This window comes from Enterococcus sp. JNUCC 77 (assembly GCF_054819945.1).
On record NZ_JBTHIG010000002.1, the window covers coordinates 703928 to 718951 of the forward strand.

At 36.4% G+C, this 15024-nt stretch carries 17 protein-coding genes; 14 read left to right on the plus strand and 3 right to left on the minus strand.

The annotated features are described in order from the left end of the window. Positions 1-38: 38 nt before the first annotated feature. From ACVWNY_RS16430 to ACVWNY_RS16450, 5 genes are read left to right on the plus strand one after another with little or no spacing between them, the layout of a single operon-like run. Positions 39-992 (plus strand): glycosylasparaginase, encoded by a 954-nt coding sequence (locus ACVWNY_RS16430; protein ID WP_454072003.1) that lies wholly within the window; start codon positions 39-41, stop codon positions 990-992. Positions 993-1010: 18 nt separating this feature from the next. Then, the gene (locus tag ACVWNY_RS16435; RefSeq protein WP_218325669.1) at positions 1011-1340 is read left to right on the plus strand and encodes a PTS sugar transporter subunit IIB; all 330 of its coding nucleotides are present in this window, start codon (positions 1011-1013) and stop codon (positions 1338-1340) included. A 19-nt stretch (positions 1341-1359) separates the two neighbouring features. Then, the gene (gene celB, locus ACVWNY_RS16440) at positions 1360-2715 is read left to right on the plus strand and encodes a PTS cellobiose transporter subunit IIC (protein WP_438720762.1); all 1356 of its coding nucleotides are present in this window, start codon (positions 1360-1362) and stop codon (positions 2713-2715) included. A 12-nt stretch (positions 2716-2727) separates the two neighbouring features. Further along, positions 2728-3246 carry a GrdB-related putative oxidoreductase gene (locus ACVWNY_RS16445; protein WP_218325671.1) on the plus strand — a complete coding sequence of 173 codons (519 nt, stop codon included), beginning with the start codon at positions 2728-2730 and terminating at the stop codon, positions 3244-3246. Positions 3247-3261: 15 nt separating this feature from the next. Then, on the plus strand, positions 3262-3579 hold the full coding sequence (locus tag ACVWNY_RS16450; protein ID WP_218325672.1) for a PTS lactose/cellobiose transporter subunit IIA: 318 nt from the start codon (positions 3262-3264) through the stop codon (positions 3577-3579). Between the two features lie 34 nt (positions 3580-3613). Here ACVWNY_RS16450 and ACVWNY_RS16455 read toward each other — a convergent pair whose 3' ends face one another. Continuing rightward, positions 3614-4306, minus strand: a complete 693-nt coding sequence (locus ACVWNY_RS16455; RefSeq protein ID WP_218325673.1) for an alpha/beta hydrolase — start codon at positions 4304-4306, stop codon at positions 3614-3616. 173 nt (positions 4307-4479) lie between these two features. Between ACVWNY_RS16455 and ACVWNY_RS16460 the strand changes: the two genes are divergently transcribed. From ACVWNY_RS16460 to ACVWNY_RS16500, 9 genes are all read left to right on the plus strand, one after another. After that, complete coding sequence (locus tag ACVWNY_RS16460; protein ID WP_218325674.1) at positions 4480-5937, plus strand: NAD-dependent succinate-semialdehyde dehydrogenase; 1458 nt, start codon at positions 4480-4482, stop codon at positions 5935-5937. Positions 5938-6062: 125 nt separating this feature from the next. Next, entirely contained in the window at positions 6063-7349 is a 1287-nt protein-coding gene (locus ACVWNY_RS16465) for an MFS transporter (RefSeq protein WP_218325675.1), read from the plus strand. Continuing rightward, positions 7350-9371: a CocE/NonD family hydrolase gene (locus ACVWNY_RS16470; RefSeq protein ID WP_454072004.1), complete on the plus strand. Its 2022-nt coding sequence runs from the start codon at positions 7350-7352 to the stop codon at positions 9369-9371. A gap of 79 nt (positions 9372-9450) precedes the next feature. Beyond that, positions 9451-10224: a Cof-type HAD-IIB family hydrolase gene (locus ACVWNY_RS16475; protein WP_218325677.1), complete on the plus strand. Its 774-nt coding sequence runs from the start codon at positions 9451-9453 to the stop codon at positions 10222-10224. Between the two features lie 15 nt (positions 10225-10239). Next, complete coding sequence (locus ACVWNY_RS16480; protein ID WP_218325678.1) at positions 10240-10428, plus strand: hypothetical protein; 189 nt, start codon at positions 10240-10242, stop codon at positions 10426-10428. A gap of 540 nt (positions 10429-10968) precedes the next feature. Beyond that, positions 10969-11532, plus strand: coding sequence for a GNAT family N-acetyltransferase (locus tag ACVWNY_RS16485; RefSeq protein WP_218325679.1), 564 nt, complete (start codon positions 10969-10971; stop codon positions 11530-11532). Between the two features lie 67 nt (positions 11533-11599). Beyond that, positions 11600-12736: a hypothetical protein gene (locus ACVWNY_RS16490; protein WP_218325680.1), complete on the plus strand. Its 1137-nt coding sequence runs from the start codon at positions 11600-11602 to the stop codon at positions 12734-12736. A 253-nt stretch (positions 12737-12989) separates the two neighbouring features. Continuing rightward, positions 12990-13652, plus strand: a complete 663-nt coding sequence (locus ACVWNY_RS16495) for a CoA transferase subunit A (protein WP_454072006.1) — start codon at positions 12990-12992, stop codon at positions 13650-13652. Next, positions 13646-14284 carry a 3-oxoacid CoA-transferase subunit B gene (locus ACVWNY_RS16500; protein ID WP_218325682.1) on the plus strand — a complete coding sequence of 213 codons (639 nt, stop codon included), beginning with the start codon at positions 13646-13648 and terminating at the stop codon, positions 14282-14284. The genes ACVWNY_RS16495 and ACVWNY_RS16500 overlap by 7 nt, the downstream gene beginning before the upstream one ends. Positions 14285-14329: 45 nt before the next feature. Here ACVWNY_RS16500 and ACVWNY_RS16505 read toward each other — a convergent pair whose 3' ends face one another. Both ACVWNY_RS16505 and ACVWNY_RS16510 read right to left on the minus strand, forming a co-directional pair. Beyond that, positions 14330-14542, minus strand: a complete 213-nt coding sequence (locus tag ACVWNY_RS16505) for a hypothetical protein (protein WP_218325683.1) — start codon at positions 14540-14542, stop codon at positions 14330-14332. A 33-nt stretch (positions 14543-14575) separates the two neighbouring features. After that, positions 14576-15016, minus strand: a complete 441-nt coding sequence (locus ACVWNY_RS16510; RefSeq protein ID WP_218325684.1) for a VOC family protein — start codon at positions 15014-15016, stop codon at positions 14576-14578. Positions 15017-15024 lie beyond the last annotated feature (8 nt).

Below are 15024 nucleotides of genomic sequence, written 5' to 3' on the forward strand. Positions count from 1 at the left end.
AACAACGTGATGAAAGCGTTAACGGAAGGAGCGAATCAATGGTCTGGGGAGCAATAGCAACTTGGCGCATGGCCCACAATGGTGTGGTAAAAGCGCTGGATTTATTAGAACGAAAGCAGCATTCTGGTGATGCCGTAGAGGAATTGATTAAAACAGTGGAGGATTATCCGTATTATAAATCAGTTGGCTATGGTGGGTTACCGAATGCGGAAGGAATTTTAGAAATGGATGCCGCCTTTATGGATGGCGATAGTTTTAAAATAGGAGCAGTCGCCGGAATTACCGATGTCAGTAATCCAATTTCTGTAGCAAGAAAGCTTAGTGATGATAAATTCAATAGTTTTCGAGTTGGAGAAGGTGCCACAAGATATGCCATGACTGAAGGATTTCATCGGAAAAATATGTTGACCGAACGAGCGCATAAAATTTGGGAAAAACGATTAAAAGAAATCCATGAAAATAATTTAAACCCTTATAATGGTCACGATACAGTTGGCGCAATCACATTAGATCAAATGGGTTCTATGACGGCTGGGACTTCAAGTTCAGGTCTGTTCATGAAAAAACCTGGTCGAGTGGGTGATTCACCATTATCTGGTTCTGGCTTTTATGTCGATAGTCAAATTGGGGGTGCTACTGCAACAGGTTTAGGGGAAGATTTAATGAAAGGCTGTTTGTCTTATGAAATTGTTCGCTTAATGGGAGAAGGTTTATCGCCTCAAGCAGCTTGTGACAAGGCTGTATACGAGTTTCATGATAAATTAACTGCGCGTTATGGAAAAGCCGGCGCCTTTTCACTAATAGCTATGAATAAAGCTGGTGAGTGGGGAGTCGCTACCAATGTTGAATTTACTTTTAGTGTTGGCAATGATAAAGAGGCACCTCAGATTTTTATCGCCAACATGGGAGAAAATCATACCACAAAAATAGAATCAATCACCCAAGAGTGGTTGGACGCTTACGAAAAAAGAATTAAAGCACCAATTGAATAATCTAGGAGGATGAAAATTATGGCAACAAAACAAATTTATTTATTCTGTGATGCAGGTATGTCAACAAGTATTATGGTGAACAAAATGATGGAAGTTGTGACTAAACATAATATGCCATTGCAAATTACTGCTTTTCCCGTGGCACGAGCACAAGAAGTTGTGGATAAAGAAAAGCCAGTTGCAATTTTATTAGGTCCCCAAGTGAAATTTTTGCTAGAAAAAACGAAAGAACAATTTAGTCCTCAAGGCATTCCTGTAGCTGCGATTGAACCAGAAATTTATGGAATGATGGATGGCGAAAAAGCATTAAAAGAAGCTTTAAAATTAATCAAGCAAAATAAAAAGTAGGATGGAGTGAAAAAGTAACATGCAGAAATTTTTAGGTTGGTTAGAAAGAGTCTTGACACCGATGGCTAAAGTTATTGGCGAAAATAAATATTTAGTAGCTATTCGAGACGGTTTCTTATTATCTACCCCATTGTTAATTGTGGGATCAGTATTCTTGCTGTTAGCCAATTTCCCATTACCAAATTGGGACACTTGGATGTCGAATATTTTAGGGGACAATTGGGCAACAATGATGTCGGTTCCAGCTAGTGCCAGCTTTGATGTGATGACGATTCTAGCCGTAGTCGGGATTGCTTATAGTTTAGGCCGTCAATTTAAAGTAGATGCAATGCAAGCTGGTATTATTGCTTTAGTTTCTTTCTTTATTTTGACACCGTATACGACTTTATTTACTCCTGAAAATAGTACGGCAGTTTATGAAGTGACTAGCTTGCCTTTAAAATGGATGGGTTCTAGCGGTCTATTCTTAGGCATGATCGTGGCATTGATTTCAACTAGACTATTTGTTTTTATTTTAAATAAAGGCTGGACGATTAAGATGCCTGAAGGGGTACCGCCAACCGTTGTTAAATCTTTTGAAGCTTTAATTCCAAGTTTTGTTGTTGTCTTTATTATGTTTATTATTAACTGGTTGGTTTCATTGACTTCATTTGGTAATTTACAAGATGTCATTTTCCAATTTTTACAAACACCATTATTAAGCTTAGGAAATACTCTAGGCGCCATGATCATCGCTTATATTTTCTTACACTTCTTCTGGTTCTTTGGGATCAACGGAAGCAGTGTCGTTGGCGCAGTATTCAATCCAGTTTTACGGGCTTTATCAGTTGAAAATTTACAAGCTTTTAAAGATGGACACGAAATTCCAAATATTATTACTGGTCAATTTCAAGATATGTTTGCTACTTTTGGTGGAGCCGGTTCGACCTTATCATTGATTCTAGTAATGGTAATTTTCTGTAAGAGTCAACGAATCAAAAAATTATCTCAATTGTCATTAGTGCCAGGTATTTTTGGGATTAATGAACCGATTATTTTTGGTTTACCAATTGTCTTAAATCCACTTATTTTAATTCCTTTTGCTTTAGTACCGACGATTAATATTATTATCTCTTACTTTGCGATGGATTGGGGCTTGGTTCCTTTAACTAATGGGATTCAGTTACCATGGACAACACCACCAATTATTTCTGGTTTCTTAGTTAGTGGTTGGCAAGGAGCAGTATTACAGGCATTATTATTTGTTTTAGGAATGTTTATTTATTATCCATTTATTAAAGTGATGGATGATCAATATTTGCGTGAAGAACGAGAAGCTGTCGAAGAAGAATCAGAAGAAATTGACTTTGATGATTTTGATTTTGACGACATTTAAGAGGTAAAAATGATGAAAAAAATTATTTTAGTATTGAACCATGTACAGGCAGGTATGGGAAGCGATGAGCATGCTGATTTAGCTCCAGGTGGGAAAAAAGCCCCTTTAGGACCAGGCCAAACTTTAACTCCTTATTTGAAAGAGCATGATAGCGAAATTATTGCGACTTTATATTGCGGTGACCAGTATTATCTGGCACATCCAGAAGAAGTAACTAAAAAATTTATTGGTTTTGCTAAGAAATTTGGTGCGGAGGCTGTGTTAGTGGGACCAGCGATGCATTATCCAAATTTTGGTGAAATGGCCGGTGCTTTAACAAAATCGTTTAATGATTACGGCATTCCAGCTATTTCTTCAATGTCGGTGGAAAATCCGGCGACAGAAGTGTATAAAGATCAAGAACCAATTGTAAAAATGCCAAAAAAAGGCGGGATTGGTTTAAACGATTCATTTAAAAATATGGCTTTGTTAGTTTCGGAAAAAGCTAAAGGTAATGATACGACGGAATTAGAAAAAGAGATTTGTTTTTAGAAAAGAGGATTACAGATGAATGATGAACAATTACAAGTAGTCATGGGATTAATCATGAACGCTGGTAATGCTAAAGCAGAAGCTGTTGCCGCATTAACAGCAGCTAAAGAAGGTAATTTCATTTTGGCAGAAGAAAAAATGATAGCGGCAAATGAAGCATTAGTTGAAGCCCACAATGTTCAAACGGGTTTACTAACCGCTGAAGCTAGCGGCGACCACACAACAGTAACTTTATTAATGGTTCACAGTCAAGATCATTTAATGAATGCTATTTCTTATTTAGGTTTGACGCAAGAATTGATTGATTTGTACCACCGCTTAGATAGTAAATAATAAAAATTGCCTTGCCGCTTTGGCAAGGCAATTTTTATGCTTTGTTTAACCATGTCGATAAAAATTGTAACTGTTCCTCGGTATGGAACCAATGTTCGCCGCCAGGCATTACTGTTAGTTGACAGTGATATTTTTCTGCGAAGGTCCTGATTTCAGCTAGACTAGTTAAGTTGTCATTTTCGCCAAACATAATTTTTGTGGGAATTTGCCAGTTGGTTACAGGATGTGTTCTTGTATAAGTAAGATATTGCCACGACAAGGTTTGACCGAAATCAGTTTCAATTAGTTGCTCCTGCTCTAATTGGACTTCACTGACTTGGGCCCACGACATCATCTTTGTTATCAATTTTTCCATATCAACAACTGGTGAAACTAATAAACAATGATCGAGTTCTATATCAGCAAAAGCCAGCAAACTAAACCAAGCAGAAATACTGTTAGCATATAAAGCAATGGTGGTCCAATTTTGTTTTAAGGTTTGATACAAATTTTTAAGCTCAGGTATGACTTCCCAAGGGACAAATTTTTCTGAACTATTTTTTCGGGTGCCATGTTCTGGTAGGTCATATGCGACCACTTGCCACCCTTTTGTAGTTAATATTTTTGCGGCAAATGCTGCTTCTTCTTGATTGCCATTTTGACCATGGAGATAGAGATAGACTTTTTCAGAAGTCTCACCATAGATAGTGATTGAAATAGAATTAAGCGTATTATGTTGGATTTTCATCATTTTCTCCTTTATTTTTTTCAGTATATCATTTTTTTCTATGAGAAGAAAAATTTGATTGTTTTTTGGCGAAATATTAGGTTGTTATTTTTGTACTTTGATATTTTGCGTGTTACCGTTAAAAGGTGATGAAAAAACAAATTAGACATTTAAATTCAGGAGGAATGAGACACATGACAAAACATCAACTACCGTCAGTCGAAACTCGTCTTTATATCAATGGAGAATGGGTCGAAGGCTCAAAAGAAAAGATCCCTGTAACAAATCCAGCAACTGGCGACGTTTTAACTGAAATTCATCAAGGGGCTGAAGCTGAAACAGAAGCAGCTATTGCTGCAGCGAAAAAAGCTTTTCCAACTTGGTCGGAATTACCAGTTACTGAAAGAGCCGCTTATATGAATAAATTGGCTGACTTGATTGAAGAAGATACAAATCGTTTGGCAACTATCATGACTTTAGAACAAGGAAAACCACTTACCCAAGCTGCTGGTGAAATTAAAAGTAATGTAGAAAATTTACGCTGGAATGCTGCTCAGGCACAACGGGTTTTCGGAGAAATTATTCCATCACCACCAACAAATCAATGGCAAGTGCGCAAGCAACCAGTTGGTGTAGTGGGCGCAATTACTCCGTGGAATTTTCCTTCCAACATGATTATTCGCAAGATTGCACCAGGTATTGCAGTAGGTTGTACAATTGTTTTAAAACCTGCTAAAGAAACCCCATTATCTGCCTTAGCTTTAATGGAGTTATTTGAAAAAGCAGAATTTCCTGCTGGTGTAGTAAATATCGTTTTAGGAGATGCGAAACCAATCGGAAAAGTATTGTCAGAGTCTGAAGATGTGGCGAAAATTACTTTTACTGGTTCAACAAATGTCGGTAAAATTTTAAACCAACAAGCTTCTGATTCACTGAAAAAAGTTTCTTTGGAATTGGGCGGACATGCGCCATATATTATTTTTCCAGATGCCGATTTGGAATTAGCCGTGGATACCTTAATTACGACAAAATTTAGAAATAATGGTCAAGTTTGTGTCTCGCCAAATCGTATTTTTGTTCATCAAGATGTGAAGGAAGAAGTTACACATTTATTAGTGGAAAAAATCCAAGAAGTTACGGTTGGTGATGGCATGGATGATCCAACTACGGGTCCTCTAATCAATCAAGCAGGTCTAGATAAAGTTGTCGCCCAATTAAAAGATGCCACAGAAAAAGGCGCAAAAGTTTTATTCGGTGGTCAGCAATTAACTGAGGGCGAATATCAAAACGGCTTTTTCTTCCAACCAACTGTTTTGGATGAAGTTACAACTGATATGGATATTTATTATGAAGAAACTTTTGGTCCAGTCATTCCTTTAATTACTTTTGAAGATGAGGACGAAGTAATTAAAGCAGCTAATGATACAGAATTTGGTTTGGCAAGCTATTTCTTTGCTAACAATATTCAAACCATTGACAAAGTCAGTCGTGGATTGGATTACGGCATGGTAGGAGTAAACGATACAGCTATCTCTAATTCTGCCACACCGTTTGGTGGCATGAAGCATTCTGGCTTTGGTCGAGAAAATGGAATATACGGTGTCGAAGAATATGTAGAAGTCAAATTTGTAAATATTCGCACAGCTAAATAGGAAAATCACCAGCACACGAATTCTTGAAAAAGGATTCGTGTTTTTTTGATTTTTACTTATTTTCAGAATATTTAATCATTAATTGTGCTAAAATAAAAGAAAATTCAAAAAAATGGAGGTTACTTATGGGAACAGTCGTGAAAACGGGTCTAAAGAAGAACTTTTTGACGATTATCTTGTTAGCATTAGCAGGATCAATCATCTATGGGCTGCCATATTTTCGAAGCTATTATTACGATGCTTATGTTACAGCCTACAATCTGACCAATACGCAAATGGGTATGCTGGGAAGTGCTTACGGATTTATCGGTTTGGTTTCTTATTTTATTGGAGGCGTTTTAGCTGACCGTTTTGCAGCTAAAAAGTTATTGGTTTTTTCACTGTTAGCAACTGGTTTAGGTGGATTCTTACATTTATTTGTATCAAGCTTTTGGCCACTGTTTTTTATTTATGGTCTATGGGGCATCACTTCTTTGCTGACTTTTTGGCCAGCTTTAATGAAAATTGTCCGAATGCAAGCCAATGATGATGAGCAAAGTCGCGCTTATGGATTATTTGAAGGAACTCGTGGGATTACGAATGTAATTCATTTAGCGATAGCCACTGCAATTTTTGGGTTCTTTCAAAGCCGTGCTACGGCTTTAGTCGGTTTGAACTGGATTATTATTTTTTATTCGGTGATTCCGATTGTCTGCGGATTGGCTTTTATTTTTATTTTAAAGGAACCAACTTCGGTCGAAGAAAATCAAGCCCAAGAAAAATTAACTTTCAAAGATGTAATTGATGTTTTAAAAATGCCGGCCCTTTGGCTGTCAATTGGGATTATGTTTACTAGCTATGTTTTTAATATGTCGATTTACTATTTCACGCCTTATGCTTCAAATGTTATTGGGACTTCAGCCGTTTTTGCTGCAGTGGTAGCGATGCTAGCCCAATATTGTCGTTTGGTAGCAGCACCCTTTGGCGGATTTTTAGCTGATAAAATTAGCAAATCAATGGTTATGTTTGCAGGTTTTGTATTTTTAGCTTTAGGAACTTTTCTATTAATTGTTAGTTCTGGTGTAAGTGGTCAACTGCAAGTGGTCGTGTTAGTTGTTGCGGCCAGTATGGTTTATATCGCCATGTACTCTAATTATGGTATCTTTTTCTCTTTCCTATCTGAGGGAGGTATTCCACTGAGACTTTCTGGGGTAGCAATAGGACTGGCTAGTACTTTAGGTTATTTACCTGAAGTGGTGGTTCCGCTGGCAGCTGGTAATATTTTGGATCGTTACCCAGGAAATACTGGTTATTTTATTTACTTTAGTATTATGATAGCAATGGCAGCGATTGGTGCAGTTTTATGTATTATTTGGAGTAAAACGTATGGCAAAAAATATCGTTTGAAAATGGCAGCCAAGGAGGCAAAATAAATGAAAAGAATTATCGAGAACTTTCCTTATGATGTAGAGGTAATTGAAAACAGTTGGTATACACTAAGTGACGGGACCGTTCTTTCGTATCGAGGTTGGTTTCCCAAATCAGATAAACCTTTACCAACAATTTTAGAATATTTACCTTATCGTAAAACAGATGGCACCCGTGGACGAGATAATCCCATGCATGGTTATTTTTCTGGCCACGGCTACAATGTGATTCGGATGGATATGCGAGGAACAGGTGAGTCAGAAGGGTTATTGAAAGATGAATATTTGAAACAAGAACAAGATGATGCCTTGGAGATCATTGACTGGATTGCCAAACAAGATTGGTGTGATGGCAATGTCGGTATGATGGGGAAATCTTGGGGTGGTTTCAATTCCTTACAAATTGCGGCACGTCAACCAGAAGCATTGAAAGCTGTTATGGTCGTAGGCTTTACTGATGATCGCTACAATAACGATATTCACTATAAAGGCGGCTTGATTTTAAATGATAATTTCTGGTGGGGCGCCATTATGTTGGGTTATCAATCTCGTGCAATCGATCCCCATGTTGTCGGCGACCGTTGGCGGGAAATGTGGCTAGAGCGTTTGAAAAATATGCCTTTATGGATGGCGAATTGGTTAGAACATCAAACCCGTGATGATTATTGGAAACATGGATCAGTGTGTGAAAACTATGATGCGATTAAAGTACCGGTTTTTGCCGTTGATGGATATGCAGATTCTTATACAAATACTGTGTTGAGTTTATTAGAAGGTTTGAGTGTACCGAAAAAAGGTATTTTAGGTCCATGGGCCCATGTCTATGCTCATGATGGTGTGCCAGGTCCAGCAATAAATTATTTAGGTGAAGGAGTTAAATGGTGGGATCATTGGTTGAAGGGTGAAAAAACGGATACTTTAGATGGTCCAATGATTCAAGCTTGGATTGAAGACAGTATGCCGCCACAGACCAATAAACCTGAAAGTAAAGGTCGTTGGGTAGCTGTCGAAAACTGGCCTTCCAAGGTTGTCAACGATAAGAATTTTGGCTTAAGCTATCACGAATTAGTAGCAGAAAATGCAAATACTAGTGAGAAAGTTGCCTTGAAAACACCTTTAAATCATACCCTCTTAGCAAATGAATGGATGGGTGCAGGCGTGCCAGGTGAATCTCCAGGGGATCAACGTTTAGACAATGGTTTGGCATTGAATTTTGATTCTGAAGTATTAACCGAAGATTTAGAAATTTTTGGCTATCCAAAAGTTACTCTTAAACTAAGTAGTGATAAACCAAATGCGATGTTATATGCTTCATTATGTGATGTTGCTCCAGATGGGTCATCTGAGCGGGTGAGCTATGGTGTCATGAATCTAACGCATCTAGCTGGTCATGACAAAGTAGTCTACTTGGAACCGGGCAAAGAAGTTGAAGCCACCGTTCAATTAGATACTTGTGGGCATTCATTTAAGGCGGGTCATCGGTTACGTTTGTCTTTAGCAAATTCAGCTTGGCCAATGTTTTGGACGATGCCAGAAGATAATACTCTGACCTTAGAATTAGCCGATGCGCAGTTTAGTTTGCCAATTTTTACTGGAGAAGATACAGTGGGACCAGACTTGGATGCACAATCTGCTCCATTGACACCAACAACTATCTTGTCGGAAGGAAGAGTTGAACGAGAAATATCTTATGATTTAGTGACTGATACCTGGACTTGCATGACGAATGGTATTGGTGGCGTTTTTGGAGAAGGAATTTATCGGTTTGATGAAATTGATGTAACGGTTGAACATAACCTAAAACGACTATTAACCTTATCAAATCAAGATCCTTTGTCTGCAAACTACACGATTACTCAAAATATGCGAATTGGTCGTGAGGGCTGGTGGACCAATGCAGAAATTACCACTACGCAAACTTCTGATAAAGAATACTTCTACATTACAGGTGAGATGAATGTCACCGAAAATGAAGAACCAATTTATGCTACAACTTGGGATAAAAAGATTAAACGAAACGGTATGTAAACAATTGAAAGAGCTGGATTTTAAAATCCGGTTCTTTTTTCTAGTATTTTAATAAAATAAAAAAATGGGGCGAATTTTTTTGGATAAAAAATATTTTTTCTTTGATATTGATGGGACACTGACAGATCGGAAAACAGGAGAAATTGTGCCAAGCGCACAAGAAGCTCTGAATAAATTACAAGCAGCCGGACATTTTGTAGCAATTGCGACTGGACGGGCCCATTATAAATCGATTGATTTTATGAATTCGGTGGGATTAAAAAACATGGTTTGTGCAGGTGGCGGTGGTTTAGTCTTGAATAATCAATTGGTTCAAAATCAACCGCTGAATTTAGCGGATGCGAAAGCATTGTTGTCACAAACAGAAGCTTTGGGACTGGGAACTTTATTAATGTTAGACGATTCGATTAAAGTTTATGCTAAAAATGATCTGTTTAGAGAACAAGTCGGTGAGAGACGTGAGCCAACAGAATATATCATCGACGAAACATTAGACTATGAAAAATTGACAGAAATCTACAAAATATATGTGGTCATTTCCGAAGCAGATGAGGCGCAATTAACGACTAAAGATCCTTTGGGCTATGTTCGTTTTATGCCAGATTATTTGACGATTCAATACGATGATAAATATAGTGGAATCGTTGCGACTATCAATCACTTAAAAGGAGATTTATCAAAAGTTGTTGTTTTTGGCGATGATACCAATGATTTGGTGATGTTTTCACCGGAATGGACCAGTATTGCCATGGGTAATGCGCATCCGGAATTGAAAAAAAAGGCTGACTTTGTCACAGCAAACAATGTGGATGATGGGATTTATTTGGCTTGTCAGAAATTTGGCTGGATTTAAAATTTTGGAGAATCTATGAAAATTGTGGGCGAGAAGTTTTATGGATTTCTATTTCAAAGGTTAACTGACTTTGTCGATTTTTTAGCTACTCTGCTTAATTTAGCGCAGTTAGAAGTGTTGTCAAAAATAGTTAAAGGAATGATCTATTTTTCGATTGTAGGTTTTTATTTAGTCTTGCGAAATTTCTATGCTCTAATTGGCTGATTACTTTCGCTTTAATTGGAATTTATAATTTTCCTATTATTTTTGCTAATATGTGTTGTGCTTTGTGAAAAAAAATGGATTACGAGGAAAAGAAAATTTACCTCCTAAAAAAGTAGTTTTTGGATTGATTTTTTTAGAAATATCATCGGCAAACTGATGTGAAAAAATCTCAAAAAAGCTGATGAATGCTGCAATTATAGGCTTTATTATCATTTTTATTCTTTTTGGCTGTTTTCAAGAAATATCGTAATTATTTTACTTATTCTTCCCATGAGCCTTGAATTTGTGGCTAATTGTTTATCTGATTTAGTTGAGCTTCAAATTTGAGAAGTTGTAAAAGATGAAAAATGTCACCAAGCAAAAGTAGCTAAACGAAAGCCCAGGGCTATTAAAAGAATTAGTAATAATGAAGTGCCACCAAAAAGCAGATTCTTGATCTAATTTTGGATAGGAACTTCAAAATTACTAGGTTCTGGCATTGTTAATCATTTAAAAGAATTTGATATGAGTAAAATTTATTATTTGTAAAAGGAGAAAAATATGTTAGATAAAAGTATTCTCTATGCTGATTTTTGGATGGTACTGCCAGCTGAAAAAACAATCTTAGACTTTCCTTTGAAGACAGACTTCTCATTGGAATTTTATCAAAAAGGGGATGAAAAAGACTGGTGTGAGATCGAAACTTCCGTTTTAGAATTTGATCAACCAGAAGCGGCACTGACTTATTTTGAGAAAACTTTTTTGCCTTATCCAGATGAACTAAATCGTCGTATGTTATTTGTAGAAAACGCTAAGGGTGAAAAAATTGCAACTTGCACTGGCTGGATGAAAACATTGAATGATGGTAGAACTGTTCCGCAATTTCATTGGTTGGCGGTTAAGCCAGAATATAGTGGTCAAGGATTAGCTAAAACGTTAGTGAGTCAGATTTGCCAAGAGTTACGGAAGATCTATCCAGACCAATCAATTTATTTACACAGCCAGACTTGGAGTAAGCCAGCGGTATTTTTATATCGTAAATTTGGTTTTGAAATAATGCCAACTGATCTTAATGGCAATCAGAATGAGGACTATGAAAAAGCTTTAAAAATCCTAGATCTATAATAATAGTGAATCATTTTAAGCGTTAGAAATATGTTAAAATGATTTTAAATAATAGGGAGGTTTTTTTGTGAAAAAGTGTCGGATGTTTTTGATAATTTTAGCCGCATTGTTTTTCTTGACGGGGTGTGGGAAAAAAGCAAGTGATGATTTCAAAGAAACTCTGGAGCAACAAAATGAAATGAACAGCAGTGATTTTACTCTGAAAATGAAAACGATTGAATTTGGCGATACAGAAAATGTTTCTTCAATCATTGCTGGGGCGATGGGGGATCGTCTAAAGTTAGCAGTCATTACTGGGGAAAATATTATCGATTCGGAGAACGAAACCGCTGATACCAATTTTTCAATGGATCTTTCAGACTATCAATTACCGATGCATTTTATTACGGATTTAAAAAAGGGCAATATGTATTTAGAGGCTACTTATTTAATTGAAATTCTAAAAATAGCCGCTTCTTTAAATGACATGAATGCCGAAGACTTTTATGATTTTTCAAATATTGAAGGGAAATATATTGAAGCTACTGCCGAAGAAGAAGCTGATGAACTGTCGATGGAATCGCCAGAAGAAACGACTGAATCAGGTTATGATTTTGCTGAAATGCGGAGTATTTTTTCAAAAGAGTATTTTTATGGCTATTTAGGAACCCGAGGAAATGATGCTTTCAAAGTGACCAAAGAGACCATGAGCTATACTTTTAATAGCAAAAGTTTTAAGGAATTTTTGAGTTATGTCAGTGATGAAGGTGACGAAAGACAAAAAATTATTGCCACCGAAATGTTAAAAGAACTTGCTACAAATGAAGGCTTAATTGATATGAATATAAAAATGACTTTAAACAAAGCTAAAAACAGTGCTAAAATTGATTTTAAATTTTCAACTGATGAAACAGATACCGCAATTAGAAAAATCGCTGGGACGCTGAATTTAAAATACAAAGACAGCAAAAAAACAGTTAAACTTCCAAAAGATGATGAAATTATAACTGGCCAAGAAGTTGAAAGTGACTTAGAAGAACAACAAGGTGGCGATCAGTATATGAGTGAGGAAGATTTCCAAGAGATTTATGATTATGTTAGTCAATATCAAGCTGCTATAACACCAGAAATTGCGCAACAAATTCTGGAAGAATATGCGCCATATTTAACTGAAGAACAGTTGGCACGTTTAGAAAGCTTACTTCAAGGACAAATAGCCGCTTAAATAATCTGATAACAATTATCACCACTCGTGAAAACGAGTGGTTTTTTATTGTGGAAAAAATCTTGTGAGAAAACTTAGTAACCTTAAAGAATTGGGTATACATTAGTCTCAAATCAAAATTAAAATAATTAATTATAAAAAATATATTCGTAAATGATATTTGAAATACAGACTATTTTTGCTATTATTATTTTATAAATAAAAATAAAATATCTGAATATTGTTATAAATAATCTTTACGAAAGGGTAAGCCATGGAAAATAAACAAATAAGTTTAACTGAAGCTATAGATTTAGTTAAAGAAGGAGACATTGTTGCGGTGGGTGGCTTTATGACAAATGGTACACCGGAATTATTGGTGGATGCTTTAGTAGAAAAAGGCATCAAACATTTGACTTTAGTCAGTAATGATACCGGTCTCATTGATAAAGGTGTCGGGAAATTAATCATGAACCATCAGTTTGATAAAATCATTACTTCTCACTTAGGACTAAATCGCGAGGCTGGTCGTCAATTAAATGAAAATGAAACTAAATTTGAGATTATGCCTTTAGGAACCTTGGTGGAAAGAATTCGTTGTGGCGCATTTGGTTTGGGTGGTGTTTTGACGCCAACGGGTATCGGAACGCTCATTGAAGAAGGTAAGCAAAAGATTACAGTTGCGGGTCGAGAATATTTATTAGAGACACCAATTAAAGCGGATGTTGCCTTGGTCTTAGCTGATCAAGCTGATCAAACGGGCAATTTACAATATGCCGGATCTGAAAATAATTTTAATCATATTATGGCAGCAAATGCAAAGACAACCATTGTTCAAGCGAGAAAAGTTGTCGCAACGGGCACAATTAATCCGAGTTTTGTTCATACACCGAGTATTTTTGTTGATTGTGTGGTGGAAGGGGACGTATTATGCTAACGAAAGAGCAAAGACACGAGCAAATAGCGAAACGAGTTGCTCAAGAACTTTCTGATAGTTCTTTAGTAAATTTAGGGATTGGCTTACCGACAAAAGTTCAAAATTATATTCCAGCTAATTTATCGGTTATTATTCAGTCAGAGAATGGATTTGTTGGTTTAGGTCCGACACCTGATCCGATTGATCCAACAATCGTTAATGCCAGCGGGCAACCAGCTTCAATTAAACAAGGGGGCGCTTATTTTGATATTACAACTTCTTTTGGTATTATTCGAGGGGGTCACGTAGATATCAGTGTGTTGGGTGGTTTACAGGTTGATGAAACAGGAAATTTAGCAAACTATTTGATTCCGGGCGTGTTTGTTCCCGGCATCGGCGGTGCAATGGACTTATTAGCAGGAGTAAAAAAAGTTATTGTAGCGATGGAGCATACTAATTATGGAAAGCCTAAAATTTTAAAGCAGTGTACTTTACCGCTAACTGCGCGAGGACGCGTCAATCAAATTATCACTGAAATGGGTGTTTTTGAAATTACTCAGCAAGGAATTGAGATTACTGAAATTGCATCAGGCTATACTTTTGACGAAATTCAAGCAGTTACTGCAGCACAATTAATCAATCATTTAACGTGATTAACCCTTAGCAAATCCCTTTGAAGTAGAGATTTTATTAGTTTTTCAAGAATTTAAACCAGTCAAACCTAACCAAATAAAGAAATACAAAACCAGAATGACTAGAGCAACAAAACTACTAATCAAAATGAAAAAAAGTATATTTTGCAGACGATTTTTCTTTTTGAAAGCTAGTAATAGACTACCAATAATAATAAAACCAAAAAAAGTTAACAGCGGAGTTTTTAGATTAAATAGGTGAATTAATTTAATCAACATAGTAAACCTCCGCTGTTCTTTTATAGTTAATTGTTATTCCTCAATTACCAACATATTATTTTCATCAAACTGCCAGATTTTCCCGTAAGCAACTTCCCAATAATAACCGTTTGGATCAGTAAAATAGCCGGAATAACCGTCCCAATCAGGATTTTTAGTCGGCTGCTTGATGATTTTTCCACCGGCGGAGTGGACGTCTTTGAAAAAAGCATCAACTTCTTCAGGTGTTTTCATATTAATAGCTAAGGTGATACCAGGAAAAATGCCAGTTTGAAATTTTGGTGGACTGTCTGGATTAATATCTTTTGTTAATTGCTCCAGTGGATAAAGTTCTAATTTAGTGCCTTGATTATCGAAAAAAACAATCGGCGGATTGTCAGATTTTTCGTAAGTTTTAAAGCCGATATTCTTGTAAAAGCTTAACGATTCCTTCATATCATTTACCCCTAAACAAATCAAATTCAGTCTATTCATAGTAGCCT

Excerpts from the sequence above, each read along its gene's own strand:
- ACVWNY_RS16430 (WP_454072003.1), top strand. The coding sequence starts at position 39 with ATGGTCTGGGGAGCAATAGCAACTTGGCGCATGGCCCACAATGGTGTG.
- ACVWNY_RS16435 (WP_218325669.1), top strand. The coding sequence starts at position 1,011 with ATGGCAACAAAACAAATTTATTTATTCTGTGATGCAGGTATGTCAACA.
- celB (WP_438720762.1), top strand. The coding sequence starts at position 1,360 with ATGCAGAAATTTTTAGGTTGGTTAGAAAGAGTCTTGACACCGATGGCT.
- ACVWNY_RS16445 (WP_218325671.1), top strand. The coding sequence starts at position 2,728 with ATGAAAAAAATTATTTTAGTATTGAACCATGTACAGGCAGGTATGGGA.
- ACVWNY_RS16450 (WP_218325672.1), top strand. The coding sequence starts at position 3,262 with ATGAATGATGAACAATTACAAGTAGTCATGGGATTAATCATGAACGCT.
- ACVWNY_RS16455 (WP_218325673.1), bottom strand. The coding sequence starts at position 4,306 with ATGAAAATCCAACATAATACGCTTAATTCTATTTCAATCACTATCTAT.
- ACVWNY_RS16460 (WP_218325674.1), top strand. The coding sequence starts at position 4,480 with ATGACAAAACATCAACTACCGTCAGTCGAAACTCGTCTTTATATCAAT.
- ACVWNY_RS16465 (WP_218325675.1), top strand. The coding sequence starts at position 6,063 with ATGGGAACAGTCGTGAAAACGGGTCTAAAGAAGAACTTTTTGACGATT.
- ACVWNY_RS16470 (WP_454072004.1), top strand. The coding sequence starts at position 7,350 with ATGAAAAGAATTATCGAGAACTTTCCTTATGATGTAGAGGTAATTGAA.
- ACVWNY_RS16480 (WP_218325678.1), top strand. The coding sequence starts at position 10,240 with ATGAAAATTGTGGGCGAGAAGTTTTATGGATTTCTATTTCAAAGGTTA.
- ACVWNY_RS16485 (WP_218325679.1), top strand. The coding sequence starts at position 10,969 with ATGTTAGATAAAAGTATTCTCTATGCTGATTTTTGGATGGTACTGCCA.
- ACVWNY_RS16495 (WP_454072006.1), top strand. The coding sequence starts at position 12,990 with ATGGAAAATAAACAAATAAGTTTAACTGAAGCTATAGATTTAGTTAAA.
- ACVWNY_RS16500 (WP_218325682.1), top strand. The coding sequence starts at position 13,646 with ATGCTAACGAAAGAGCAAAGACACGAGCAAATAGCGAAACGAGTTGCT.
- ACVWNY_RS16505 (WP_218325683.1), bottom strand. The coding sequence starts at position 14,542 with ATGTTGATTAAATTAATTCACCTATTTAATCTAAAAACTCCGCTGTTA.
- ACVWNY_RS16510 (WP_218325684.1), bottom strand. The coding sequence starts at position 15,016 with ATGAATAGACTGAATTTGATTTGTTTAGGGGTAAATGATATGAAGGAA.